Source organism: Pseudomonas sp. Pse79, assembly GCF_024519615.1.
In the GTDB taxonomy this organism is placed as follows: Bacteria; Pseudomonadota; Gammaproteobacteria; order Pseudomonadales; family Pseudomonadaceae; genus Aquipseudomonas; species Aquipseudomonas veronii.
On record NZ_JALJRR010000012.1, the window covers coordinates 176238 to 200897 of the forward strand.

General features: G+C 61.1%; 22 protein-coding genes and 1 pseudogene. 14 read left to right on the forward strand and 9 right to left on the reverse strand.

The window, feature by feature from the left end:
- Positions 1-560: 560 nt before the first annotated feature.
- The 5 genes from NR164_RS17145 to dksA all read right to left on the reverse strand — a co-directional run bounded on the left by NR164_RS17145 (position 561) and on the right by dksA (position 6615).
- Positions 561-2000, reverse strand: a complete 1440-nt coding sequence (locus NR164_RS17145) for a sigma-54 dependent transcriptional regulator (RefSeq protein WP_017847436.1) — start codon at positions 1998-2000, stop codon at positions 561-563.
- Positions 2001-2022: 22 nt separating this feature from the next.
- The gene (locus tag NR164_RS17150) at positions 2023-4977 is read right to left on the reverse strand and encodes a sensor histidine kinase (protein WP_164887002.1); all 2955 of its coding nucleotides are present in this window, start codon (positions 4975-4977) and stop codon (positions 2023-2025) included.
- A complete protein-coding gene (locus tag NR164_RS17155; protein ID WP_003176118.1) occupies positions 4961-5137 on the reverse strand; it encodes a hypothetical protein in 177 nt (58 codons plus the stop codon). Before NR164_RS17155 ends, NR164_RS17150 begins: the two co-directional genes overlap by 17 nt.
- Before the next feature lie 62 nt (positions 5138-5199).
- Positions 5200-6084, reverse strand: coding sequence for a tRNA glutamyl-Q(34) synthetase GluQRS (gene gluQRS / locus NR164_RS17160; protein ID WP_256823024.1), 885 nt, complete (start codon positions 6082-6084; stop codon positions 5200-5202).
- Between the two features lie 87 nt (positions 6085-6171).
- Positions 6172-6615, reverse strand: a complete 444-nt coding sequence (gene dksA, locus NR164_RS17165) for an RNA polymerase-binding protein DksA (protein WP_017847439.1) — start codon at positions 6613-6615, stop codon at positions 6172-6174.
- A 321-nt stretch (positions 6616-6936) separates the two neighbouring features.
- On the opposite strand from dksA, the pseudogene NR164_RS17170 reads away from it, so the two are divergent.
- Both NR164_RS17170 and sfsA read left to right on the forward strand, forming a co-directional pair.
- Positions 6937-8109 (forward strand): annotated as a pseudogene (locus tag NR164_RS17170) (pyridoxal phosphate-dependent aminotransferase).
- Positions 8109-8822, forward strand: a complete 714-nt coding sequence (gene sfsA / locus NR164_RS17175) for a DNA/RNA nuclease SfsA (RefSeq protein ID WP_017847441.1) — start codon at positions 8109-8111, stop codon at positions 8820-8822. The pseudogene NR164_RS17170 and the gene sfsA overlap by 1 nt, the downstream one beginning before the upstream one ends.
- On the opposite strand, the gene NR164_RS17180 is transcribed toward sfsA, so the two are convergent.
- On the reverse strand, positions 8819-9136 hold the full coding sequence (locus tag NR164_RS17180; protein ID WP_046382054.1) for a Rieske 2Fe-2S domain-containing protein: 318 nt from the start codon (positions 9134-9136) through the stop codon (positions 8819-8821). The two genes, sfsA and NR164_RS17180, sit on opposite strands and share 4 nt — an antisense overlap.
- A 156-nt stretch (positions 9137-9292) precedes the next feature.
- On the opposite strand from NR164_RS17180, the gene NR164_RS17185 reads away from it, so the two are divergent.
- The 3 genes from NR164_RS17185 to NR164_RS17195 are packed head-to-tail and all read left to right on the forward strand — an operon-like array spanning position 9293 to position 11972.
- A complete protein-coding gene (locus NR164_RS17185; RefSeq protein ID WP_046382055.1) occupies positions 9293-10171 on the forward strand; it encodes a hemin ABC transporter substrate-binding protein in 879 nt (292 codons plus the stop codon).
- Between the two features lie 50 nt (positions 10172-10221).
- Complete coding sequence (locus tag NR164_RS17190) at positions 10222-11205, forward strand: iron ABC transporter permease (protein WP_256823025.1); 984 nt, start codon at positions 10222-10224, stop codon at positions 11203-11205.
- Positions 11205-11972: a heme ABC transporter ATP-binding protein gene (locus tag NR164_RS17195; RefSeq protein ID WP_046382057.1), complete on the forward strand. Its 768-nt coding sequence runs from the start codon at positions 11205-11207 to the stop codon at positions 11970-11972. Before NR164_RS17190 ends, NR164_RS17195 begins: the two co-directional genes overlap by 1 nt.
- 220 nt (positions 11973-12192) lie before the next feature.
- On the opposite strand, the gene NR164_RS17200 is transcribed toward NR164_RS17195, so the two are convergent.
- The 3 genes from NR164_RS17200 to NR164_RS17210 all read right to left on the reverse strand — a co-directional run bounded on the left by NR164_RS17200 (position 12193) and on the right by NR164_RS17210 (position 14663).
- Complete coding sequence (locus NR164_RS17200; protein ID WP_017847446.1) at positions 12193-12465, reverse strand: TfoX/Sxy family protein; 273 nt, start codon at positions 12463-12465, stop codon at positions 12193-12195.
- 204 nt (positions 12466-12669) lie between these two features.
- Complete coding sequence (locus NR164_RS17205; RefSeq protein ID WP_017847447.1) at positions 12670-13014, reverse strand: pentapeptide repeat-containing protein; 345 nt, start codon at positions 13012-13014, stop codon at positions 12670-12672.
- Between the two features lie 92 nt (positions 13015-13106).
- The gene (locus NR164_RS17210; protein WP_256823021.1) at positions 13107-14663 is read right to left on the reverse strand and encodes a bifunctional aminoglycoside phosphotransferase/ATP-binding protein; all 1557 of its coding nucleotides are present in this window, start codon (positions 14661-14663) and stop codon (positions 13107-13109) included.
- Positions 14664-14780: 117 nt separating this feature from the next.
- Between NR164_RS17210 and mrcB the strand changes: the two genes are divergently transcribed.
- The 9 genes from mrcB to msrQ all read left to right on the forward strand — a co-directional run bounded on the left by mrcB (position 14781) and on the right by msrQ (position 24598).
- Positions 14781-17105: a penicillin-binding protein 1B gene (mrcB, locus tag NR164_RS17215; RefSeq protein ID WP_026140090.1), complete on the forward strand. Its 2325-nt coding sequence runs from the start codon at positions 14781-14783 to the stop codon at positions 17103-17105.
- Positions 17106-17121: 16 nt separating this feature from the next.
- On the forward strand, positions 17122-17856 hold the full coding sequence (locus NR164_RS17220; RefSeq protein WP_169884842.1) for a M48 family metallopeptidase: 735 nt from the start codon (positions 17122-17124) through the stop codon (positions 17854-17856).
- Positions 17856-18185 (forward strand): YqcC family protein, encoded by a 330-nt coding sequence (locus NR164_RS17225; RefSeq protein WP_017847451.1) that lies wholly within the window; start codon positions 17856-17858, stop codon positions 18183-18185. The genes NR164_RS17220 and NR164_RS17225 overlap by 1 nt, the downstream gene beginning before the upstream one ends.
- 431 nt (positions 18186-18616) lie before the next feature.
- The gene (locus tag NR164_RS17230) at positions 18617-20341 is read left to right on the forward strand and encodes an acetolactate synthase 3 large subunit (RefSeq protein WP_026140092.1); all 1725 of its coding nucleotides are present in this window, start codon (positions 18617-18619) and stop codon (positions 20339-20341) included.
- 2 nt (positions 20342-20343) lie between these two features.
- Positions 20344-20835, forward strand: a complete 492-nt coding sequence (ilvN, locus tag NR164_RS17235) for an acetolactate synthase small subunit (protein WP_003176102.1) — start codon at positions 20344-20346, stop codon at positions 20833-20835.
- 47 nt (positions 20836-20882) lie between these two features.
- Complete coding sequence (gene ilvC, locus NR164_RS17240) at positions 20883-21899, forward strand: ketol-acid reductoisomerase (RefSeq protein ID WP_003212125.1); 1017 nt, start codon at positions 20883-20885, stop codon at positions 21897-21899.
- A gap of 144 nt (positions 21900-22043) precedes the next feature.
- Positions 22044-22901 carry a CDP-diacylglycerol--serine O-phosphatidyltransferase gene (gene pssA / locus NR164_RS17245; RefSeq protein WP_017847454.1) on the forward strand — a complete coding sequence of 286 codons (858 nt, stop codon included), beginning with the start codon at positions 22044-22046 and terminating at the stop codon, positions 22899-22901.
- A 63-nt stretch (positions 22902-22964) separates the two neighbouring features.
- Positions 22965-23978 carry a protein-methionine-sulfoxide reductase catalytic subunit MsrP gene (gene msrP / locus NR164_RS17250; RefSeq protein ID WP_017847455.1) on the forward strand — a complete coding sequence of 338 codons (1014 nt, stop codon included), beginning with the start codon at positions 22965-22967 and terminating at the stop codon, positions 23976-23978.
- A complete protein-coding gene (gene msrQ, locus NR164_RS17255; protein ID WP_046382059.1) occupies positions 23978-24598 on the forward strand; it encodes a protein-methionine-sulfoxide reductase heme-binding subunit MsrQ in 621 nt (206 codons plus the stop codon). Before msrP ends, msrQ begins: the two co-directional genes overlap by 1 nt.
- Positions 24599-24660: the final 62 nt, after the last annotated feature.

The window sequence follows — 24660 nt, forward strand, 5'->3', positions numbered from 1 at the left end:
CGGAAACTACAAGGGGAGCCGAAGCTCCCCCAGAAGTAGTTGCGTGCTCTATTTTTATTATTGGTTTCGGGCTTTTTGTTTTTGTTGATCGCCCTCGCCATGAAGTGTGACCTTCATGACACTCCCAATCGGGAGTCAAGAGCAAACGGATTGCTTTGGTCGCTGTGTTGCTGATCTACGATCCAACCAGTTCAGGCTCTGCCTTAGGGCAGTTTTTGTTGTTCTCGGCCTGGTTGCGGGGCAAGCCCCAAATGCAACGCCTCTCCAAAAGAATCAGTTAGCTGCGCCTCCGCCGTGTTGTTTTTATTGTGCGTGAGTCGATTCGTCTTATTTTTATTGTCTTGTACAAAGCTTGTTATTGTTTTTGTACTAAGCATATAGCAGGGTGCGTGCCAACTTTTGCGCCGACCAGCAAAACCAGGGGGTTGAGGGGTTTTTGGCTGTTTGGCGGCGAAAAAAAAGCCGGGGCTTCGTTACCGTAAGCCCCGGCTTTTGTTACGCGAAATATCCGCGGTAACAGTTTTTTCACATTGGCGGGTGTTACCTGTGGGCGCGCGCCCTCAGCTTTCGCTGGCCACTCCGGTCTTGCGTCGTGGAATGCCCAGGCGTTGGCGCCGTTCCCACAGGCACTTGCGGCTTACGCCCAGCTTGCGCGCCAGTTCGGTCTCGGTCATGTGGTCCTGGTGCTCGAGGACGAAATGCTGGAAGTAGTCTTCCAGTGACAAATCTTCCGTCGGTTCATGGCTGGTATTGCCAGCGGCGCCCTGTTGCGGGGCCAGGCCGATGAAGTCGTCGTCTTCCAGGTCACTGAGCTCTATATCGATACCCAGCAGTTCGGCGGAAATTTCCGGGCTCTCCGACAGAATCACCGCACGCTCGACCGCATTCTCCAACTCCCGCACGTTACCCGGCCACGAGTAGTGCCGAATCGCCTGCTCGGCGTCTGCGGCGAACCGCAGGTCGGTACGGTTGATGCGCGCGCTCTGGCGCAACAGGAACGCATTGGCGATCTCGTTGACGTCGGCACCCCGTTCCCGCAGGGCCGGCAGCTTGAGTGCGATCACATGCAGGCGGTAATACAAGTCTTCACGGAACTGGCCGATCTTGGCCAGGCTCTTGAGGTCGCGGTGAGTGGCCGCGATCAGGCGCACATCGACCTTCTGCGATTGCACCGAACCCACCCGGCGGATTTCGCCTTCTTGCAGTACACGCAGCAGGCGCGCCTGGGCTTCCAGGGGCAACTCGCCGATTTCGTCGAGGAACAGCGTGCCGCCGTCCGCCGCTTCCACCAGGCCCGCGCGCCCGGCGCTGGCGCCGGTAAACGCGCCTTTCTCGTGGCCGAACAGTTCGGACTCGATCAGGGATTCGGGGATTGCCGCGCAGTTCACCGAGATCATCGGTGCCTTGGCGCGCTTGGACAGGTTGTGCAGGGCGCGGGCCACCAGTTCCTTACCGGTCCCCGACTCGCCCTGGATCAGCACATTCGAGTCCGTCGGCGCCACTTTGCGGATCTTGCTGTACAGGTCCTGCATCGGTGGGCAGGAGCCGATGATGCCGATCTCGCCATTGCTGTTGTCGACGCCCGGCTTGTCGGCGCCGTTGGCCGCCTTGCCGGCGGGACGCTGTTCGGCCGTAGCGCTGCTGGCCGACTGGCGGTCACGCAGGATGCGGGCCACGGCCTGGAGCATCTCATCGTGGTCGAACGGCTTGGCGATGTAGTCCACCGCGCCCATCTTCATGGAGTCCACCGCCGAGCGCAGGCTGGCGTAGCTGGTCATGATCAGCACCGGGGTGCCCTGGCCGAGCTTGATCAACTCGGTGCCCGGCGCGCCGGGCAGGCGCAGGTCGCTGACAATCAGGTCGAACGTGGGAATACTGAACCGCTCTTGGGCTTCCTGCACCGAGCCGGCTTCGCTGACCTGGTACTGATTACGTTCAAGCAGGCGACGCAAGGCAGAGCGGATAATGGTTTCGTCTTCGACGATCAAAATGTGCGGCATTGATTCAATTCTCTCGACGGTCTCAGTTCACAGCGGACGTCGCTTCGACATGACGCGGCAAGGTCACCCGAATACGGGTGCCGCGTTGGCTTTCTGTGTCAGCCGGGCTGTCGATGGTGATTTGTCCATAATGCTCTTCAACGATGGAATAGACCAGTGCAAGGCCCAGACCGGTGCCTTCACCGGGGTCCTTGGTGGTGAAGAAGGGTTCGAACAAGCGGTCCTTGATGTTCTGTGGAATGCCGCTGCCTTCGTCCTCCACGATCAGGTCGACCGTGTGCTCGAAAGCCTCGCTCTTGACGCGTACCGCACTGCCGGCCGGGGACGCGTCGCGGGCGTTCGACAGCAGGTTGATCAACACCTGCGCCAAGCGCTGGGAGTCACCGTCGACCCAGTGGTCGGGATCGCACAGGTTGAAGAACTGTACTTCGAAATTGCGCCGATTCAAGGCCAGCAGCCCAATGGCATCCTGTGCCACTTCGGCCAGGCACACCGCTTCGTCGTGGTTCTGATGGGCGCCGGCGTGGGCGAAGCTCATCAGCGACTGCACGATGCGCGACACGCGCTTGGTCTGTTCGAGGATCTGCCCGCTGATCTCGGTGATTTCGCCGTCTTCCTCGCGCTCTTCGCGCAGGTTCTGCGCCAGGCAGGCGATACCGGTGATCGGGTTGCCGATTTCATGGGCCACGCCGGCCGCCAGGCGACCGATACTGGCCAGGCGCTCGGAATGCACCAGCTTGTCTTCGAGCATCTGGGTTTCGGTCAGGTCTTCGACGAGCAACACCAGGCCGCTGTTACCGGGGGCCAGGGGCTCGTCGATCGCCGCCTTGTGCAGGTTGAGCCAGCGGGTCTGGCCGTCGAGGGCCAGGTGCTGCTTGTGCAAGTGTTCGTCGGGCAGGTTGATAAAGCCTTGCAGCAGTTCCTTCCACGGGTCGCCCAGGGTATTGAGGCGCGAGCCCACGACCCGTTGCGCGGCAATGCCGGTGAGTTCTTCCATGGCCTTGTTCCACATCAGAATCTCCTGGTCCTTGGCCAGGGAGCAGACCCCCATCGGCAGTTCCTGCAAGGTCTGGCGGTGGTAGCGGCGCAGGGCATCGAGTTCGGCGGCCAGGCCAGTGAGGCGTGAGTGATAATCCTCGAGCCGGCTTTCGATGAAGTGGATGTCTTCAGTGACGTAGTTTTCGCCGCTCGCCTTGTAGGGCAGGAACGTTTCCACCATGTCCTGCGACACGCTGGGGCCCATCAGCCCGGACAGGTTGGCTTCGATTCGGTCGCGCAGGCGGCGCAGGGCGTAGGGGCGGCGCTCGTCGAACGGCAGATAGAGGTCGCGCAGCGCTTGTTCGACTTCCTTTTGCGCGGCCTTGGCGCCCAGGGGCTTGGCCAGTTGCGTGGCGAACTCCTGGGGCGAGGCGGCATGCAGCTCGCGGCGTTGCGGGCGGCGCACGTTGTCCACCGCGCAGGCTTCGGCGGCGCTGGTTTCTTCCGGGCTGGCGTTGGTGAACAGGGAGATCAGGGTGAACATCAGCACGTTGGCGGCCAGCGAGGCGATCGCCGCCATGTGCCAGCTGGTGTCGTCGAGCACGTAGATCATGTTCAGCAGCGGGATGTAGAAACCCTGCAGGTTGCCGACCAACGGCAGCAACATGGTCACCAGCCACACCAGAATCCCGGCGAGCAACCCGGCGATAAAGCCGCGCCGATTGGCCGTCGGCCAGTACAGCACCGACAACACCCCCGGCAGGAACTGCAAGGTGGCGACAAACGCGACGATCCCCAGGTTGGCCAGGTCTTGCCCGGCGCCCAGCAGCAGGTAGAAACCGTAGCCGGCCATGATGATCGCGACGATCAGCGCGCGGCGGGTCCATTTCAGCCAGCGGTAGATATTGCCTTCGGCCGGCGGCTGGTACAGCGGCAGCACCAGGTGATTGAGCGCCATGCCCGAGAGCGCCAGCGTGGTGACGATGATCAGGCCACTGGCCGCCGACAACCCGCCGACATAGGCCAGCAGCGCCAGGGCCGGGCTGTTGGCGGCGATGCCGACGCCGAGGGTGAAATATTCAGGGTTGGTGGTGGCGCCCAACTTCAGGCCGGCCCACAAGATCAGCGGCACCGCCAGGCTCATCAACAGCAGGAACAGCGGCAAGCCCCAACTGGCGCTGACCAGCGAGCGTGGGTTGAGGTTCTCGGTGAACGTCATGTGGTACATGTGCGGCATCACGATGGCCGAGGCGAAGAACACCAGCAGCAACGTGCGCCACGGGCCTTCCTGCAGCGGGGTGTGCAGCGCGGCGAGGGCGGTCTGGTTTTGCAGCAGCCACAACTCCAGCTGTTGCGGGCCGTCGAATACGCCGTAGAGCGCATACAGGCCGACGCCACCGATGGCGATCAGCTTGATCACCGACTCGAAAGCAATCGCAAAGACCAGGCCTTCGTGTTTCTCACGGGTGGCGATGTGGCGTGAGCCGAAGAAAATCGTGAACAGGCTGATCAGCGCGCAGAAGGCCAGGGCCACGCGATACTGCACCGGCTCACGGGTCAGGATGCTGATGGAGTCGGCCACTGCCTGGATCTGCAGGGCCAGCAAGGGCAGCACGCCGATCAGCATGAAAATCGTGGTCAGCGCGCCCGCCCAGGTGCTGCGAAAGCGGAAGGCGAACAAGTCGGCCAGGGACGACAACTGATAGGTGCGGGTGATCTTCAGGATCGGGTACAGCAGCACCGGCGCCAGCAAGAAGGCCCCGGACACCCCGAGGTAACTGGACAGAAAGCCATACCCATACTGATAGGCCAGGCCCACCGTGCCATAGAACGCCCAGGCGCTGGCGTAGACGCCCAAGGACAAGGTGTAGGTCAACGGATGGCGAATGATCGCCCGCGGAATCATTCCGCGCTCACTGATCCAGGCGACTCCGAACAGCGCAGCCAGGTAGGCGGCGCTGATCAGCAGCATCTGGGTGAGGCTAAAGCTCATCGGCATCTTTTTGGCTCTGCAGGATGAAAGTCACGACGATCAGGATCAGCCACAGCAGATAGGGGCGATACCAGGCGCCCGTGGCGTCGATCCACCAATCCATGATGGCGGGGGAAAACAGGTAGATCCCGACGACCAGCAGCAGGACCAAGCGATAGATGTACATGTTGGCCTCTGATTGAATAACTGCGGCGATGGTAACGGATGCCTGGCCGGCTGCAAGCGCCTTCAGCGCAACTGCGCTTCGGCCAGCGTGAGTGTGCGCGGGATCAGCTGCGCATCCCAGTGGGCAATGCCCCAATCCAGCAGTTCCCGTGGGCTGGCGTGCAGCAGTTCGTCGCCGGGTTGCTGGCCGAGGGCGCGCAGGGCTCTCAACAGCAAAGGCGTGGCCTGGTCCGTGGTCAAGGGCGGGGAACGATAGGATTTGCCCAACTTGTTACCGTCCGGCTGGACGATCAGCGGCACGTGCAGGTAACGCGGTTGGCGCAGCCCCAATAATTCTTGCAGGTACAGCTGGCGCGGCGTGGAGTCGAGCAGGTCGGCGCCGCGCACGATGTCGGTAACACCTTGCCAGGCGTCATCGAGCACCACGGCCAGTTGGTAGGCGTAGAGGCCGTCACGGCGACGGATGATGAAGTCACCCACTTCGCGGCCCAGGTGTTGTCGGAATTCGCCTTGTACGCGGTCGGTAAAGTGGTACTCCAGCTCCGGGACGCGCAGGCGGATGGCCGCATCGTGCTGCTCATGACCGGCATTACGGCACAAGCCAGGGTAGATCCCGTGGTAGGGCTCCAGCTGTTTGCGCGAGCAGGTACAGGCGTAGGCCAGGCCGTGGTTGAACAGGTCGTTCAGCACCTTGGCGTAGGCATCGTGCCGGTCGCTTTGTCGGACCAGTTCACCGTCCCACTCGAAGCCATAGCTTTCCAGGGCATGCAGGATTGCCGCCTGGGCGCCGGGTTCTTCGCGGGGAGGGTCGAGGTCTTCCATACGCATCAGCCAGCGGCCATGGTTGGCGCGGGCGTCAAGGTAAGAGGCGAGGGCGGCGACCAGCGAGCCGAAGTGCAGGTGGCCGCTGGGCGTGGGGGCGAAACGCCCGATATAGGGAGAGGCTATCATGGGCCGGATACTACTGGAAAATCGCTAAACGCCAGAAACAAAAATGGGGCGTTTGTACGCCCCATTCGTTCAGCTCGGCAGGGGTTACTTGCCGACCTGTTTTTCCTTGATTTCTGCCAGGTTCTTGCAGTCCACGCACATGTCGGCGGTAGGACGTGCTTCCAGGCGGCGAATACCGATTTCGATGCCGCAGCATTCGCACCAGCCGTATTCTTCGTCCTTGATCAACTGCAGTGTCTTGTCGATCTTCTTGATCAGCTTGCGTTCGCGATCACGGGCACGCAGTTCAAGGGCGAACTCTTCTTCCTGGCTCGCACGGTCGGCCGGATCAGGGAAGTTGGCTGCTTCGTCCTTCATATGGTCAACGGTGCGGTCGACCTCCTGCATCAAGTCTTGTTTCCACTTGTTAAGGATCTTGGTGAAGTGCTCGCGCATGGGCTCGCCCATGTACTCCTCACCTTCCTTCGTGACGTAAGGTTCGAAGCCGCTGAGGCCTGGGGATTGCTGTTGCTTTGCTTGGGTGGACATGAATAGACCGCCTCTCACTCTTCTAATCCATTGCGCAGGATTGCAACGTCACCGACACCTGCCGGCCCTGCGGCTGCAAGCGGGCGAACTTACCAGATAGATTCAGGGTGCGCCACTCCCGGTTGTCGAGGCCCATCACGCAGGGGTTGCAAACAGCAGCAACCCGCTGTGGCTGGGTATGAATCGTCTCGAAGGTTGATTTTAGTCGTTTTGCAAGCGCTTGCCGGGTTCATCGTGGACGGCCTGGCAGGCAATAGAGCATGTTTTACCGCGAGGGTTCGGTAGAATCGCTGTTTTTGTCCTCACCGTTAAGGAAGGCTAATGGCTCAGCCCTACAGTGCGCGCAGTCGCGCCATCGAACCTTTTCATGTCATGGCGTTGCTGGCGCGAGCCAATGAGCTGCAAGCGGCAGGCCATGATGTCATCCATCTGGAAATCGGCGAACCGGATTTCACCACCGCCGAGCCGATCATCCAGGCCGGCCAGGCCGCGCTGGCCAATGGCAAGACCCGCTATACCGCAGCCCGCGGCCTGCCGGAGCTGCGCCATGCCATCAGCGGTTTCTACCAGCAACGCTACGGCCTGAGCGTGGACCCCGAGCGCATCCTGATCACCCCGGGCGGCTCCGGCGCGTTGCTGTTGGCCAGCAGCCTGCTGGTGGACCCTGGTAAACACTGGCTGTTGGCCGACCCGGGTTACCCGTGAAACCGCCACTTCCTGCGCCTGGTGGAAGGCGCGGCGCAGTTGGTGCCCGTGGGGCCGGACGTGCGTTATCAATTGACCGCCGACCTGGTGGCCAAGCACTGGAACCAGGACAGCGTGGGCGCGCTGGTCGCATCGCCGGCCAACCCCACCGGCACCATCCTGACGCGGGACGAACTGGCCGGGTTGTCGAGTGCCATCAAGGCGCGTAACGGCCATTTGGTGGTGGACGAGATCTACCACGGCCTCACTTACGGCACCGAGGCGGCCAGCGTGCTGGAAGTCGACGATGGTGCGTTTGTCCTGAATAGTTTTTCGAAGTATTTCGGCATGACCGGCTGGCGCCTGGGTTGGCTGGTGGCACCGCCCGATGCCGTCGGTGAGCTGGAGAAGCTCGCGCAAAACCTCTACATCAGCGCTCCGAGCATGGCGCAGTACGCGGCGTTGGCCTGCTTCACCCCGCAAACCCTGAGCATTCTGGAAGCGCGTCGTGCCGAGTTCGGGCGCCGTCGCGACTTCCTGCTGCCGGCCCTGCGCGAGTTGGGCTTCGGTATTGCCGTCGAACCGGAAGGGGCGTTCTATTTGTACGCCGATATCAGCGCGTTCGGCGGTGATGCCTTCGCGTTTTGCCGTCATTTCCTTGAGACCGAACATGTGGCGTTCACCCCCGGGCTGGATTTCGGTCGTTATCAAGCCGGCCACCATGTGCGCTTTGCCTACACGCAAAACCTTGATCGGCTACAAGAGGCGGTAGAGCGCATCGCCCGTGGGCTGCGGAGCTGGCAGGGCTGATGCGCTTTCATCCTCCCCTCGAAGAGGCGCGGCTGATTCGCCGCTACAAGCGTTTTCTCACCGATATCGAAACCGTTACCGGCGAGTTGTTGACCATTCACTGCCCCAATACCGGCTCGATGCTCAATTGCATGGTCGAGGGCGGGCAGGTCTGGTTCAGTCGCTCCACTGACCCCAAGCGCAAGTTGCCCGGCACCTGGGAAATTGCCGAGACGCCTCAAGGCCGCCTCGCGTGCGTCAATACGGCGCGTGCCAATCAACTGGTTGAGGAGGCGTTGCATGCCGGGGTCATCACCGAACTCAACGGCTTTAGCGCGTTGAAGCGTGAAGTGCCTTACGGTCAGGAGAACAGCCGCATTGATTTTCGCCTGGATTACCCCGAGGGGGCGGCCTATGTCGAAGTCAAAAGTGTGACGCTGGGGTTCGATGGCACCTCGATTGCGGCGTTTCCGGACGCCGTGACCCAGCGCGGTGCCAAGCATCTACGCGAGCTGGCGCACCTGGCCCGAGATGGTGTGCGGGCGGTGCAGCTGTATTGCGTCAACCTGTCCGGGATCGAGGCCGTGCGCCCGGCTGTGGAAATCGACGCGGCCTACGCTGCCGCCCTGCGCGAGGCCAAGGCCGCGGGCGTGGAAGTGCTGGCGTATGGTGTGCGTGTCACGGCCGAGGAAATTTACGTCGAACGCCGCTTGGACGTGCTGCTCGGCGACTAGAGTTCTACCCACAGGCCCTGTTCGTCTTCGCGGCCGGGCAGGGCAGTGAGGCTTTGACCCGCGCAGGGGCCGGCGATGCATTCGCCGCTCTCGATCAGGAACAACGCGCCGTGGGTGGCGCATTGGATCAGGCTGGCGCTGGCGTCGAGGAAGTGATCGGGCTGCCATTCCAGGGGGACGCCGCGATGGGGGCAGCGATTGCGATAGAAGTAGGCGATGCCATCCCGGCGCACGGCCAGCAGTTTGTGCCCGTCGATATCAAAACCACGGCTGCTGTTGGGGGCGAGGGTGTCGGAGGGGCAGAGAAACTTCATTCCAATCCTTAAGTGCCTTGACGTTCAAATGCAAACAATTATCAAATGCAGGCTTCGCCCGTTAGCTGACTGGGCGCTCAGTACGATGCCCGGCAAGAGGTATCTGTCACATCCATGAGTGTTTCAGCAGCCCCGCCCCTGGAAGGAAACCCTGTTATGCGCTTGAGTGCCAGCGCTATCGCGCTTGTTGTCGGACTGATGCTCAACCCTGGGGCGCACGCCTCGGAACTGCCGCAACGCTGGGTGAGTGCTGGCGGCGCGTTATCGGAGTGGGTGACGGCCCTGGGCGGTGAGTCGAAGTTGGTGGGCGTCGACACCACCAGCCAGCATCCGGCTTCGCTCAAGGCATTGCCGAGCGTCGGTTATCAGCGGCAGTTGTCGGCCGAGGGCATTCTCAGTCTGCGCCCGCAGGTCTTGGTGGGTACCGAGGAAATGGGGCCGCCGCCGGTGCTGGCGCAGATTCGCAACGCCGGGGTGCAGGTGGAAATGTTCTCGGCGCAGCCGGATTTGCCGACGTTGAAAGGCAACCTCGAACACCTGGGGAGGTTGTTGGGCAGTGAGGCCAAGGCCCATGCATTGTTTACCGCGTATGAACAGGCGCTTGACCGGCAGAAACGTTGGGTTGCCACAGCCCAGGCCACACACAAGGCCCCGGGGGTGTTGATGCTGCTCGGCAATGCCGGCGGCAAGCCGCTGATCGCTGGCAAAGACACGGCGGCTGACTGGATGCTGCGGCAGGCGGGCGGGCGCAACCTGGCGACCCACAGCGGTTATAAGCCGTTTTCCATGGAGTCGTTGGCCGGGTTGAGCCCCGAGGTGCTGGTGTTTGCCGACCGTGCGCTGACCGGCGAGGCGGCGCGTGCGGCCTTGTTCAAGGAGAACCCGATCCTGGCGTCCACGCCGGCGGCTAAACAGGCACGGGTGTTTGAGGTGGACCCGACGCTGCTGGTCGGCGGGCTCGGGCCGCGTCTGCCGCAAAGCCTGGTGCAGTTGTCGGCCGGCTTCTATCCGTCCCAGGCCACGTCTGCCCCATGAGTACGCTGGTGAAACCCCGAACGCTGTTTATCGGCCTGACGCTGTTGTGTGTGCTGGCGATCTGGCTTTCATTGGCGCTGGGGCCGGTCAGCCTACCATTGCTGGATACGCTCAGGGCGGCCTTGCGCCTGATGGGCGTGCCGATCGAGGCCAGCGGCCTGGAGCAGGCGGAGCTGATTCTCGGGCAGATCCGTTTGCCGCGAACCTTGCTGGGGCTGGCGGTGGGCGGCGTATTGGCCTTGTCGGGCGTAGCGATGCAGGGGTTGTTTCGCAACCCGCTGGCCGATCCGGGGTTGGTCGGGGTATCCAGCGGCGCGGCACTCGGTGCGGCCTTCGCCATTGTCGGCGGCTCGTTTCTGGGTGGGTTGCCGGAGGTGTTCGGCCCATATCTGTTGTCGTTGTGCGCGTTTCTCGGTGGGGTGGGGGTGACGGCGCTGGTCTACCGGCTGGGGCGGCGCAACGGCCAGACCCATGTCGCGACCATGCTGCTCGCCGGTATCGCCCTCACGGCGCTCGCCAGCTCGGCGGTGGGCTTGTTTACCTACCTGGCCGATGACGCCACCCTGCGCACACTGACTTTCTGGAACCTGGGCAGCCTCAATGGCGCCAGCTATTCGCGCCTGTGGCCGTTGCTGCTGGTGAGCGCTGGCGTGGCGCTGTGGCTGCCGCGGCGGGCGAAGGCATTGAATGCACTGTTGCTCGGCGAATCCGAGGCCGCTCATCTCGGGGTCGATGTCGAGCGGCTCAAGCGCGAATTGGTGTTCTGCACCGCATTGGGCGTGGGCGCGGCGGTGGCGGCAGCGGGGATGATCGGCTTCGTCGGCCTGGTGGTGCCGCACCTGGTGCGATTGTTGGCCGGGCCGGATCATCGCGTGCTGTTACCCGCCTCGGTGCTGGCGGGGGCGAGCTTGCTGCTGTTGGCGGATCTGGTCGCGCGCCTGGCCTTGGCGCCGGCGGAGTTGCCGATCGGTATCGTCACCGCGTTGATTGGTGCGCCATTTTTTCTTTACCTGTTGTTGCGAGGGCGCGCCTGATGCTGCGAGTGGAAGGGCTGAGGATTCGTCGCGGTCGCAAAACCGTACTGGCGGATGTCACGTTGGACCTGTTGCCCGGCCAGGTGCTTGGCGTGCTGGGCCCGAATGGCGCGGGCAAGAGCACGTTGCTGGGCGCGTTGTGCGGGGAACTGCACCCGGATCAAGGCCAGGTGTGGCTGGATCAGCACGAACTGAAAGACTGGAGCGGGTCGCAACGCGCGCAACGCCTGGCCGTGTTGCCGCAGGCTTCAACCCTGGATTTCGCCTTTCGTGTCGAAGAGGTGGTCGGCATGGGCCGCTTGCCCCATCAGACCGGGCGCGTGCGGGATGATGAGATTATCGATGCCGCGTTGCAGGCCGCAGATGTTGGGCACTTGAGCGGTCGCAGTTACCTGGCCTTGTCGGGTGGCGAGCGGCAGCGCGTTCACCTGGCGCGGGTGCTGGCGCAGTTATGGCCCGGGCAGGCGGGGCAGACGTTGCTGCTGGATGAGCCGACCTCGATGCTTGACCCTTTGCATCAACACACGACCTTGCAGGCGATACGCCGCTTTGCTGACCGTGGCGCAGCAGTGCTGGTGATTCTGCATGACCTGAACCTGGCGGCGCGTTACTGCGACCGGATTCTGTTGCTCGACGCGGGCCGCCCCCATGCGCTGGATACCCCGGCACAGGTTCTGCGGCCTGAGCCGCTCAAAGCGGTCTTCGGGCTGGATGTGCTGGTGCAGCCGCATCCGGAGCGCGGGCATCCGTTGATCATTGCGCGCTGAGGCTTTTTACCGGCAAAAAAAGACCCGGCAAGAGCCGGGTCAAATAACCGTGATTAGCCTGATGAGGAGATAATCTGAGAGTCCGAACCAATGGTCTTTCAGTTATCGGCTGATCTCGCGACCAGTTGTGATAATCATAACGATTCTCATTTGAGAGTCAAGATTTGTTTTCACAGGCCCTTGTCCGGAATCTTTGTCCGCGGCGGGTGGGGTCGTCGATCTAATTCTTCTGGCGCGCCGAGATAGCATCCAATTGGCGGTTCAGCGCCTCCTTGCGTTCGGCTGGGATGTCGTTCCAATGCACATCCATCAATGCCCCTTCGATTGCATACAGCAAGACTTTCGAGGCACGGAAGCCACGCGTGCGAACGGCTCGATAAGCATCGACCGCGCCCAGGCGCCGCAGGTCTGACGCACTGTGGATGCCCGCCGCATGCAGCCATTGCGCCGAGGTCTTGCCAAGGTTTCTCAGGTGTTGCAGCTCATCGTTCATCGAGCCTCCTTGCGACGGCCGAATGGTGCGGTGGGTGTCGTGACCAGGCAAGCCTGAAAAGGAGTGTAGCGCTCAGTAGGAAAAGCGTAGTTCTTTGGTCAGGAATGGCGCAAAAGCTTATAAGGATGGCGTCGACGTTTTATTGCGGGCAGGCGCGAAGTCCCCGGTCCGTCTTGCACGAGACCGGGGGCTTGGGAGGGCGTGTTACTTGGTGCGGTAGCGCAGGCGCGTGCCGAAATTGACCGACATGAGGATCTCGTCGGCCGTCAGTTCCGGCGGGAAGTAGGTGCCCGAAATCTGCGCATGGGCCAGGCTCGCGCCTTCCAGTGAACAGTCGCGCAAGTCCAGCCCGCGCAAATCGGCGGAGCGGAAGTACGCATCGGTGAAATCCACGCCGCTGGCGTTCAGATCGCGCAGATCCAGCCCGCGGAAGTCGCCACCGCGCATGTCGATGACGCCGTCTTTGGGGCGTTCCTGGTTGAAACCGCGGATATCGTCTTTATGCAGAAGCGAATAGAGCGGGGTATCAAGAAGCTTGGGCTGACTCATGATAGCGACACCTGTTGGATTTATGGCGCCATTATAGTGCCACTATTGCTTGGCCGCTCGCCTAAGGTGACGACGCGACCAAGAAGTTTTTCTTACAGACCAGGCATGCGCTGGCGAATTTGCTCGACCAGTGCATCGAGGGTTCCGCTTTGATTGGTCTCGACGCGCTTGCTCAGCAACAGCTCTTCGGCTGTCAGTGGTTCGCGTTGGGCCTGCTGCTCTTCAATGATCGTCAATGTAGCGTCAGACGGATCGTTCTTGTCTGCCTGACGTTGTGCCAGCCAACTGGTGATAACGGCCTGCGGCGCATTGCAGTCCAGGATCAGGAACGGCGCGCCCGTCGCTTCGGCGACTTTGGCGGCGGCATCGCGTTGTGCGCGTTTCAGGAAGGTCGCATCCAGTACCACCGGGAACCCGGCGCGCAGCACGGTCTCGGCGATCTCGTTCAGGCGGGCGTAGGTTTTCGCGCTGGCGTCGGCAGCATAGATGCCGGCCTGGGGCGTGTTTTCCACCTGTTGTTCACCAAACAGGCGCTTGCGCTCCACGTCCGAACGCAGGCGAACGGCGCCCAAGGCTTCCACCAGGCGCATGGCCACGTGGCTTTTGCCTACAGCGGAAACGCCGTGGGTAATCGCCAGGAAGCGCGACGGAATAGTGCTGTAGCTCTCCGCCAGGTTGGCGTAGTTGCGGTACTGGCGCAGGGTGGTGGCGCGCTGCACCGGGCTCGCTTCGCTGGGCATGCTGAACAGCGCGACTTTGGCCCTGACCAGTGCGCGGTAGGCTTTATAGAAGTTCAGCACTTCCAGGCCCTGGTAGTCGCCGGTCAGTTCGAGGTACTGGCTGATGAACCGGCGTGCCAGGGATTTGAGGCCGCGGTCTTCCAGGTCCATGGCCAGGAAGCCGGTGTCGGCGTAAACATCGGTGAAGCGAAACGGTTCGTTGAACTCGATGCAGTCGAAGATCACCACGTGACCATCAATCAAGGTGGCATTGCCCAGGTGGATATCGCCGTGGCACTCGCGGGTGAAACCATCGTGCTTGCGCTGTGCCAGCAGCGGCTTGAGGCGTTCGAAGCTGCTTTCGGCCCAGGCTTGCAGGGCTTCGAGTTGCAGCAGGTCGGCTTTGTCGCTGAGGAACGGGCGGATCTGATCGAAGTTCTGGCGTACCGGTGCCATCACCTCGTCGGGGGTGCCGGCCGGGTGCTCTTGCGGCACTTTCGGTGCGGTGAGGTGGAAGTGCGCGATCTGTTTGGCCATCTCGTCGATGTGCGCGCTGGTCAGCTCGCCGTTGGCTTGCAAGGTGCTGAGCAACTGGCTTTGCGGGAATTGGCGCATTTTCAGCGCGTATTCGATGACCGGACCGTCACCGCCCAATTGCGGCGCTTCGGCCGTGCCGGTGATCGGCAACACTTCAAGATACAAATCTTTGGTCAGGCGCTGGTTCAGGCGCAGCTCTTCGTTGCAGAAATGCCCGCGATCTTCCAGTTTGGTGAAGTCCAGGAAGCCGAAGTTCACCGGTTTCTTCAGTTTATAAGCGTAAGGGCCGGTCAGTATGACCCAGGAAATATGGGTCTCGATGACTTGGAACGCTTCAACCGGATGGGGGTATAAAGCCGGGTTCTGCAGGGCGGCAATCAGGGGCTGGCTCACGGGCGATCCTTCAAAGTCAGGGGAAATCATGGCGGGCATTATGGCTGCTGACGCCTGCTGTGCAAACCGCTGTCCGGCTCATGTTGATCATCGATAAAGTGCGTATAATCCGCCGCCATGACTCGAACCCGATCTCCCCGTTCCCGTAAAAAACCTCCTTCCCGCGGCCTGCGCCCGTGGCTGGGCTGGGCGCTCAAGCTCAGCCTGGTGGGTCTTGTGGTGCTCGCTGGCTTTGCGGTGTACCTCGATGCCGTGGTCCAGGAAAAATTCTCCGGCAAGCGCTGGACCATTCCGGCCAAGGTGTACGCCCGTCCGCTGGAGCTGTTCACCGGCCAGAAGCTGAGCAAGGATGACTTCCTCACCGAACTCGACGCCTTGGGCTACCGCCGCGAACCTGTGAGCAACGGCCCCGGCGCTGCGGCCGTCAGCGGCAATACCGTGGACTTGAACACCCGCGGCTTCCAGTTCTATGAAGGCCTGGAAAAACCCCAGCCGGTGCGCGTGCGCTTCTCCGGCGACTATGTGGCCGAGCTGTCGTCGCTGAATGGCTCGAAGCTGCCCGTGGTGCGCCTGGAACCGTTGATGATCGGCGGGATTTACCCGAAGAACCTGGAAGATCGCATCCTGATCAAGCTCGATCAGGTGCCGCCGTACCTGCTTGAAACCCTGGTTGCCGTGGAAGACCGCGATTTCTACAGCCACTGGGGCGTGTCGCCGAAGTCCATTGCCCGTGCGATCTGGGTCAACACATCCGGCGGCAAAATGACCCAGGGCGGCAGTACGCTGACCCAGCAATTGGTGAAGAACTTCTACCTCACCAACGAGCGCAGCCTGACCCGTAAACTCACCGAAGCCATGATGGCGATGCTGCTGGAGTTGCATTACAGCAAGCAGGAAATCCTTGAGGCCTACCTCAACGAGGTGTTCGTCGGCCAGGACGGCCAGCGCGCGGTCCACGGTTTCGGGCTGGCCAGCCAGTTCTTCTTCGGCCAGCCGCTGTCCGAGCTGAAGTTGCATCAGGTTGCGTTGCTGGTGGGCATGGTCAAGGGGCCGTCCTACTACAACCCGCGGCGCAATCCTGAACGCGCGCTTGAGCGGCGTAACCTGGTGCTCGACGTGCTGGAGCAGCAGGGCGTGGCCACGGCGGAACAGGTTGCCGCGGCGAAGAAAATGCCACTGGGCGTGACCACCCGCGGCAAGCTGGCGGACAGCTCCTTCCCGGGCTTTATCGACCTGGTCAAACGCCAGTTGCGTGAAGACTACCGCGACGAAGACTTGACCGAGGAAGGCCTGCGCATCTTCACCAGTTTCGACCCGATCCTGCAGATGAAAGCCGAAGCGTCGGTCAACGACACCTTCAAGCGTCTGGCGGGGCGTAAAGGCTCCGACGAAGTCGAAGCAGCCATGGTGGTGACCAACCCGGAAACCGGTGAAGTCCAGGCCATGATCGGCAGCCGCCAGGCCAGTTTCGCCGGCTTCAACCGTGCGCTGGACGCGGTGCGGCCGATCGGCTCGCTGGTCAAACCGGCGGTGTACCTGACGGCGTTGGAAAAACCGAGCAAATACACCCTGACCAGTTGGCTGTCAGACGACCCGCTGTCGGTCAAAGGTGCTGACGGCCAGGTCTGGACCCCGCAGAACTTCGATCGTCGTTCTCACGGTACGGTGTTCCTGTACCAGGGGCTGGCGCATTCCTACAACATCTCGACCTCGCGCCTGGGGCTCGAAGTGGGCGTGCCGAACGTCCTCAAGACCCTCGCGCGCCTAGGCATCACCCGCGAATTCCCGGCCTTCCCATCGATGCTTCTGGGCGCCGGTGCCATGACGCCGATGGAAGTGGCGACCATGTACCAGACCCTCGCCAACGGTGGTTTCAACACGCCGATGCGCGGCATTCGCAGCGTGCTGACGGCCGAAGGCGAGCCGCTCAAGCGCTATCCGTTCCAGATTCAGCAGCGTTTCGACGCGGGCTCCATCTACCTGATCCAGAACGCCATGCAGCGTGTGATGCGCGAAGGTACCGGTAGCTCGGTGTACAAGGTCCTGCCTTCCAACCTGACACTGGCGGGCAAGACCGGTACCAGTAACGATTCGCGTGACAGTTGGTTCGCCGGCTTCGGTCAGGATGTGCTGGCCGTGGTCTGGCTGGGGCGTGATGACAACGGCAAGACGCCGTTCACCGGCGCGACCGGTGCGTTGCAGGTCTGGACCAGTTTCATGCGCAAGGCCGATCCGTTGCCGCTGAGCATGCCGCAGCCGGACAACATCGTGCAGGCCTGGATTGATCCGCACACCGGCCAGGGCTCCGATGCCAACTGTCCGGGCGCGGTGCAGATGCCGTATATTCGCGGCAGCGAACCACCTCCCGGTGCCGCGTGCGGTGGCAGTGCCCCTGCAAGCGCGGAATCGGTGATGGATTGGGTCAAGGGCTGGATGAATTAAGCAAAGAGGGTTTCAAGTGAACAAGTGGTGGATTCCAGCTATTACAGCTCTGGCTTTGCTCGGCGGTTGCTCCAGCGTTCAGCGCGGCTCCATTCCCGTGGTGGACTCGAGCACAACCGTCTCCAATAACGATCGGATCTCGGCCAATGGCGGTTTCCGTCAGACCGTGACCAAGCGTCCTGCCCAGGCCGCGACCCGCGCCGTGCCGCAGGATTCGGGTGTGGTGGTGATGGTGCCGGGCGCCGGTGCCGCGACATCGGCGCCGATCAGCGCCGAGCCGTGGACGCCAGGGCCAAGCACGTCGGGGCCGATTGACGCCACGCCGGTCCAGGCCGCGCCGATCAACCAGAACACCTACACCATGCCGTCGACGCCAAGCGGCATTCCGTCGTCCTCCAGCGCGGGCGGCCTGTCGGCTGACGAGCAACTGGACGGCCCGGTACTGGCCTTGCTCACCACTGCCCAGCAACAGCAGGCCGGTGGCGACTTGAACGGTGCTTCGTCGAGCCTCGAGCGCGCCCAGCGCGTTGCGCCGCGTGAACCGCAGGTGCTGTATCGCCTGGCCCAGGTGCGGATGGCCCAGGGCGATGCGCCGCAAGCCGAACAGTTCGCCCGTCGCGGCCTGACCCTGGCCAACGGCCGTCCTGACCTGCAGGCCAGCCTGTGGGCCTTGATCGGTGATGCGCGTGCCGCACAAGGCGACGCTGCCGGTGCCGCCCAGGCTCGGCAGAAAGCCAAGGTCAGCCTCTGATGGATGTGCGTTTTCCAGCGATTGCCGAACAGCTGTTGCTGATTGAGCGCGAATTGCGCCTGCAGGGCTGGTGGGACGAGGTGTCCCCCAGCGCCGAGGCGCTCAGCAGCGTCGAGCCCTTTTCGGTCGACACCCTGGACTTCCACCAGTGGCTGCAGTGGATCTTCCTGGTGCGAATGAAGCAGATCCTCGAACAGAACCTGCCGTTGCCAAATGCTTCCGGGATCATGGAGATGGCCGAGATGGTCTACACCGACCGGCCGCTGGAAAGCCAGGGTTTGCGCAATGCGCTGAAAAAGTTCGACCAATTGATCGTCGACGCTCGTTAATTGCCTGGCTGCCGGTTTTTCCGGCAGTCTTGCGCACATTTCTACCGCTTGACGACATTCAGGCGAGTTTTATCCCTCCTCAAAGCCCTTTCTTCTACGTTCTCATGCGCTTAGTTGGAAAAAAGCGCAATTATTGCTTGACTTGAAGGGCCTGAAACAGAAGAATCCAAAGTCCGCTGTATCGGGACTGCCAGAAGCAGGCCCGCTCAGCAGATCATGAGGCGCACATCCGCGCCGACCTGTTACACCCGCAACGCGTTACCTCGCGCTGGGTGGGAAGAGCCCGCAACACTTGGGACGATCCCAATACTTGCTCAGTCAGTGCTGACGTAGTCGGCGACCACCGTCGCTCATGCTCTGTTGAGAAGTAAACCTATTAAGACCCGTCGGTTTTTAACGGACGGTATTCTGGCGTTTTAGAGGTGAACAACGTGGAGCTTTTATCTGGCGGTGAGATGCTCGTCCGCTTTTTGCGTGACGAAGGCGTTGACTATATCTACGGGTACCCTGGTGGTGCTCTGCTGCACGTCTATGACGCACTGTTCAAGGAACCGGCTGTTACCCACATCCTGGTTCGCCACGAACAGGCTGCAACCCATATGGCTGACGGTTATGCCCGTGCCACCGGTAAAGCCGGCGTGGTACTGGTAACGTCCGGTCCAGGCGCAACCAATGCCATTACCGGCATCGCGACTGCTTATATGGACTCCATCCCGATGGTGATCATTTCCGGCCAGGTCGCTAGCACCATGGTCGGTACCGATGCATTCCAGGAAACCGACATGATCGGTATCTCCCGGCCGATCGTGAAACACAGTTTCATGATCAAGCATGCCTCGGAAATCCCGGAAATCATGAAAAAGGCGTTCTACCTCGCACAGTCCGGTCGCCCGGGCCCTGTAGTGGTCGATATCCCGAAAGACATGACCAACCCGGCCGAGAAATTCGAATACGTCTTCCCGAAGAAAGCCAAGCTGCGTTCCTACAGCCCGGCCGTTCGTGGGCACTCGGGGCAGATCCGCAAGGCGGCAGAAATGCTCCTGGCGGCCAAGCGTCCGGTGCTGTACTCGGGCGGCGGCGTGATTCTGGGCGGCGGTTCCGCACCGTTGACCGAACTGGCCAAGCTGCTCAACCTGCCGGTGACCAACACCCTGATGGGCCTCGGCGCATTCCCGGGTACGGACCGTCAGTTCGTCGGCATGCTCGGCATGCACGGCAGCTACACCGCCAACCTGACCATGCACCACGCCGACGTGATCCTGGCCGTGGGCGCGCGGTTCGATGACCGAGTGATCAACGGCGCGAGCAAGTTCTGCCCGAATGCCAAGATCATCCATATCGACATCGACCCGGCGTCCATCTCCAAGACCATCAAGGCCGACGTGCCGATCGTAGGTCCGGTGGAAAGCGTGTTGACCGAAATGGTTGCTGCGCTGAAGGAAATCGGCGAGACGCCGAACAAAGAAGCTGTCGCCAGCTGGTGGAAGCAGATCGACGAATGGCGCGGTGACCGCGGCCTGTTCCCTTATGACAAGGGCGACGGCAGCATCATCAAGCCACAAACCGTGATCGAGACCCTGTGCGAAGTGACCAAGGGCGATGCCTTTGTGACCTCCGACGTGGGCCAGCACCAGATGTTCGCCGCGCAGTACTACAAGTTCGACAAGCCTAACCGCTGGATCAACTCCGGTGGCCTGGGCACGATGGGCTTTGGTTTCCCTGCGGCCATGGGTGTAAAACTGAGCTTTCCGGACAGCGACGTTGCATGCGTCACCGGCGAAGGCAGCATCCAGATGAACATCCAGGAACTGTCGACGTGCCTGCAGTACGGCCTTCCGGTGAAGATCGTGTGCCTGAACAACGGCGTGTTGGGCATGGTTCGTCAATGGCAGGACATGAGCTACGGTAGTCGTCACTCCCATTCCTACATGGAATCGCTGCCCGACTTCGTCAAATTGGTCGAGGCTTACGGCCACGTCGGTATTCGCATCAACGATCTGAAAGATCTGAAGCCGAAGATGGAAGAAGCGTTCGCCATGAAGGACCGCCTGGTGTTCATCGATATTCAGGTGGATACCAGCGAGCACGTCTACCCGATGCAGATCAAAGACGGCTCTATGCGTGACATGTGGCTGAACAAGACGGAGCGTACCTAATCATGCGGCACATAATCTCCCTGCTTCTGGAGAACGAACCCGGCGCTCTGTCTCGTGTTGTCGGCTTGTTTTCGCAACGCAACTACAACATCGAAAGCCTGACCGTGGCACCGACCGAAGACCCGACCCTGTCGCGCCTGACGTTGACCACCGTGGGCCACGATGAGGTGATCGAGCAGATCACCAAAAACCTCAACAAGCTGATCGAAGTGGTCAAGCTGGTCGACCTGTCGGAAAGTGCCCACATCGAGCGCGAGCTGATGCTGGTTAAAGTCAAGGCCACGGGCGCCCAACGTGCCGAGATCAAGCGGACTACCGACATTTATCGCGGGCAGATCGTCGATGTGAGCGCTAGCGTTTATACCGTGCAATTGACCGGTACAAGCGACAAGCTGGACAGCTTCATCCAGTCGATCGGGACGGCCTCGATTCTGGAAACCGTACGCAGTGGTGTCACCGGGATTGCCCGTGGCGACAAAGTACTCAGCATCTAACCCAAATTAGTGAATGGCCTTAAGGCCTGGATATATAGAGGAACCTCATGAAAGTTTATTACGATAAAGATTGTGACCTGTCGATCATCCAGGGCAAGAAAGTCGCCATCATCGGCTACGGTTCCCAGGGCCACGCGCAAGCTTGCAACCTGAAAGATTCCGGCGTTGACGTGACTGTTGGCCTGCGCAAAGGCTCGGCCACTGTTGCCAAGGCTGAAGCCCACGGCCTGAAAGTGACTGACGTTGCTTCCGCCGTTGCCGCTGCCGACCTGGTCATGATCCTGACCCCGGATGAGTTCCAGTCCGCGCTGTACAAGAACGAAATCGAGCCGAACATCAAGAAGGGCGCCACCCTGGCCTTCTCCCACGGCTTCGCGATTCACTACAACCAAGTCGTGCCACGCGCTGACCTCGACGTGATCATGATCGCGCCGAAAGCCCCGGGCCACACCGTGCGTTCCGAGTTCGTCAAAGGCGGCGGTATCCCTGACCTGATCGCGATCTACCAGGACGCGTCGGGCAACGCCAAGAACGTTGCACTGTCCTACGCTGCCGGCGTTGGTGGCGGTCGTACCGGCATCATCGAAACCACTTTCAAGGACGAGACTGAAACCGACCTGTTCGGCGAACAAGCCGTTCTGTGCGGCGGTACCGTTGAACTGGTCAAAGCCGGTTTCGAAACCCTGGTTGAAGCCGGCTACGCGCCGGAAATGGCCTACTTCGAATGCCTGCACGAACTGAAGCTGATCGTGGACCTCATGTACGAAGGCGGTATCGCCAACATGAACTACTCGATCTCCAACAACGCCGAATACGGCGAGTACGTGACTGGCCCGGAAGTGATCAACGCCGAGTCCCGTCAGGCCATGCGCAACGCCCTGAAACGCATTCAGGACGGCGAATACGCCAAAATGTTCATCAGCGAAGGCGCTACCGGCTACCCTTCGATGACCGCCAAGCGTCGTAACAACGCCGCTCACGGTATCGAAATCATCGGCGAGCAACTGCGCTCCATGATGCCGTGGATCGGTGCCAACAAGATCGTCGACAAAGCCAAAAACTAAGTCGGATGCATCTAGAAAAAACGCGGCTTAGGCCGCGTTTTTTCGTTTGGGTGGCTGGTTCTGGTATAAAGCTGCATCGTTTGCGGGCGAACACTCGCCGCAAGTATCTGTCGAATTTTTTCACACCGTTGCAAGGTAAAGTCCATGAGCGAACGTCCCGAAGAGCCAAACCAGGCTTCTGACGCCGATAGCCTGCTACCGATCGATGAACATGTTGAAGAAGGGCATGACGCGGAAGGCCGCAAGGTCCGGCATCGCGGCATCTATCTCCTGCCCAATCTGTTCACTACGGCGAACCTGTTTGCCGGGTTCTACTCCATCATCAACTCCATGAGCGCCCAGAGCGCGCTGGCGGCGGGTGATGCGGTGAGTGCCAGCAAGTACTTCGGTTTTGCGGCGATCGCCATCTTCGTCGCCATGGTGCTCGACGGTCTCGATGGGCGCGTGGCGCGCATGACCAATACCCAAAGCGCCTTCGGTGCCGAGTATGACTCGCTGTCGGACATGGTTGCCTTTGGTGTCGCGCCTGCGTTGCTGGCGTTTGCCTGGGCCCTGGGTGACATGGGCAAGGTCGGCTGGATGGTGGCCTTCATCTATGTCGCGGGCGCCGCGCTGCGCCTGGCGCGCTTCAACACCCAGGTGGGGACCGCCGACAAGCGTTACTTCATCGGCCTGGCCAGCCCGGCTGCTGCGGGCGTGGTGGCGGGGATCGTCTGGGCGTTCAGTGACTACGGCATCCAGGGGTCGAAGATGTCGTTCCTGGTGGCCTTGATGGTTGCGGCCGCCGGCATGCTGATGGTCAGTAACATCAAGTACAACAGCTTCAAGGAACTCGACCTCAAGGGGCGCGTGCCTTTCGTGGCCATCCTTGCGGTGGTGCTGGTGTTCGCCGTGGTCTTCAGCGATCCGCCGCGTATTCTGCTGCTGGTGTTCCTGGTGTATGCCGCTTCCGGGCCGGTTCAGTATCTGCTGCAACTGCGTCGGGACAAAACATTGCCTTAATGTAATTTCCCCCATACTCCGCAGTCTATTGGTGCATCAGTTCTCCAATGCTGCGGAGTTGCCATGTTAATCAAATTGCCCAAAGCGTCCGATTGTCATGAATCGGACGTCACTCCTGAATCCTTCTACCTGTCTCGCCGTAGCTTGCTCGGTGGTGCGCTGGCCGGTGTTGCCGCCAGCAGCTTGCCGCGCTGGGCCAGCGCTGACGATGCCGCGCGCTATGCGGATGTCGAGCCAGGCAAGGCGCCAGGCTGGTTTGCCGAAAAACTGCCGGGTACGAAATGGCAGGCGGTAACCGTCAAGGACGAAGCCATCACCCCGTTCAAGGACGCGACCCACTACAACAACTTCTATGAGTTCGGCACGGACAAGGGCGATCCTGCGGCGAATGCAGGTTCGCTCAAGACCGAGCCCTGGAGTGTGGTGATCGATGGCGAGGTCGCAAAGCCGGGGCGTTACGCCCTGGAAGACTTCATGAAGCCGTATCAATTGGAAGAGCGAATCTACCGTCTGCGCTGTGTAGAGGCGTGGTCGATGGTCATTCCATGGATGGGCTTTCCCATTTCGGCGTTGCTCAAGCAGGTTGAGCCGACTTCCAAAGCCAAGTACATCCGCTTCGAAACCCTCCAGGACCCAAAAAGCATGCCGGGCCAGCGCTCGAGTTTCGGCTTGATCGATTGGCCCTATGTAGAAGGGCTGCGTCTGGATGAGGCGATGAATCCCCTGGCGATTCTGGCGGTGGGGATGTATGGGCGCGAGTTGCCTAACCAGAATGGCGCGCCGTTGCGTTTGGTGGTGCCATGGAAGTATGGCTTCAAGAGCGTGAAGTCCATCGTGCGTATCAGCTTGGTGAGCGAGCAGCCGAAAACCACCTGGCAAAGTATTGCGGCGAATGAGTACGGGTTTTATGCGAACGTGAACCCGACGGTCGACCACCCTCGTTGGACCCAGGCGCGTGAGCGGCGCTTGCCGAGTGGCCTGTTCAGCCCGAATGTGCGCGAGACGCAGATGTTCAACGGTTACTCGGATGAGGTGGCGGCGCTTTATACCGGCCTCGACCTGCGGAAGAACTACTGATGCGTTTCCCGATCTGGCGCATCGGCGTGTTTATCGCCACCGCGGTATGGCCGTTGCTCTGGCTGTACGAAGCGTGGCGTTCTGCCTTGGGGCCGGACCCAGGCAAGGTGCTGGTTGACCGGCTGGGCTTGGGCACGTTGATCCTGCTGCTGATTACCCTGGCGATGACACCGTTGCAGAAGTTGAGCGGTTGGGCAGGGTGGATCGCGGTGCGGCGCCAGTTGGGGTTGTGGTGCTTTGCTTATGTGGTGCTGCACCTGGCGGCATATTGTGTGTTTGTCCTGGGGCTGGATTGGTCGCAGCTGGGGGTGGAATTGAGTAAGCGCCCCTACATTATTGTGGGGGCCCTGGGTTTCCTGTCTTTGTTGGTGCTGGCGCTGACGTCGAATCGCTACAGCCAGCGTCGGTTGGGCAGCCGTTGGAAGAAGTTGCATCGCCTGGTGTATGGCGTGCTTGGGCTTGGCTTGTTGCATATGTTGTGGATCGTGCGGGCGGATCTGAAGGAGTGGGCTATCTATGCTTCTATAGGTGCGCTGCTTCTTGTCCTGCGGATACCGCCGGTGATGCGGCGAATTCCGCGCCTTATTGCGAAAAAAGCACCTTCTGCAACAAAAGCGTAATTAACCCTTGACGGCAAATCCTGGACGTCTATAATTCGCCCCACTTCCGGCGCAGTCGAAAC

What these genes read in the sequence shown, in the direction of transcription:
- NR164_RS17145 (WP_017847436.1), bottom strand. Translation starts at nt 2,000, where the DNA reads ATGCCGCACATTTTGATCGTCGAAGACGAAACCATTATCCGCTCTGCC.
- NR164_RS17150 (WP_164887002.1), bottom strand. Translation starts at nt 4,977, where the DNA reads ATGCCGATGAGCTTTAGCCTCACCCAGATGCTGCTGATCAGCGCCGCC.
- NR164_RS17155 (WP_003176118.1), bottom strand. Translation starts at nt 5,137, where the DNA reads ATGTACATCTATCGCTTGGTCCTGCTGCTGGTCGTCGGGATCTACCTG.
- dksA (WP_017847439.1), bottom strand. Translation starts at nt 6,615, where the DNA reads ATGTCCACCCAAGCAAAGCAACAGCAATCCCCAGGCCTCAGCGGCTTC.
- sfsA (WP_017847441.1), top strand. Translation starts at nt 8,109, where the DNA reads ATGCGCTTTCATCCTCCCCTCGAAGAGGCGCGGCTGATTCGCCGCTAC.
- NR164_RS17180 (WP_046382054.1), bottom strand. Translation starts at nt 9,136, where the DNA reads ATGAAGTTTCTCTGCCCCTCCGACACCCTCGCCCCCAACAGCAGCCGT.
- NR164_RS17185 (WP_046382055.1), top strand. Translation starts at nt 9,293, where the DNA reads ATGCGCTTGAGTGCCAGCGCTATCGCGCTTGTTGTCGGACTGATGCTC.
- NR164_RS17195 (WP_046382057.1), top strand. Translation starts at nt 11,205, where the DNA reads ATGCTGCGAGTGGAAGGGCTGAGGATTCGTCGCGGTCGCAAAACCGTA.
- NR164_RS17200 (WP_017847446.1), bottom strand. Translation starts at nt 12,465, where the DNA reads ATGAACGATGAGCTGCAACACCTGAGAAACCTTGGCAAGACCTCGGCG.
- NR164_RS17205 (WP_017847447.1), bottom strand. Translation starts at nt 13,014, where the DNA reads ATGAGTCAGCCCAAGCTTCTTGATACCCCGCTCTATTCGCTTCTGCAT.
- mrcB (WP_026140090.1), top strand. Translation starts at nt 14,781, where the DNA reads ATGACTCGAACCCGATCTCCCCGTTCCCGTAAAAAACCTCCTTCCCGC.
- NR164_RS17225 (WP_017847451.1), top strand. Translation starts at nt 17,856, where the DNA reads ATGGATGTGCGTTTTCCAGCGATTGCCGAACAGCTGTTGCTGATTGAG.
- ilvN (WP_003176102.1), top strand. Translation starts at nt 20,344, where the DNA reads ATGCGGCACATAATCTCCCTGCTTCTGGAGAACGAACCCGGCGCTCTG.
- ilvC (WP_003212125.1), top strand. Translation starts at nt 20,883, where the DNA reads ATGAAAGTTTATTACGATAAAGATTGTGACCTGTCGATCATCCAGGGC.
- pssA (WP_017847454.1), top strand. Translation starts at nt 22,044, where the DNA reads ATGAGCGAACGTCCCGAAGAGCCAAACCAGGCTTCTGACGCCGATAGC.
- msrP (WP_017847455.1), top strand. Translation starts at nt 22,965, where the DNA reads ATGTTAATCAAATTGCCCAAAGCGTCCGATTGTCATGAATCGGACGTC.
- msrQ (WP_046382059.1), top strand. Translation starts at nt 23,978, where the DNA reads ATGCGTTTCCCGATCTGGCGCATCGGCGTGTTTATCGCCACCGCGGTA.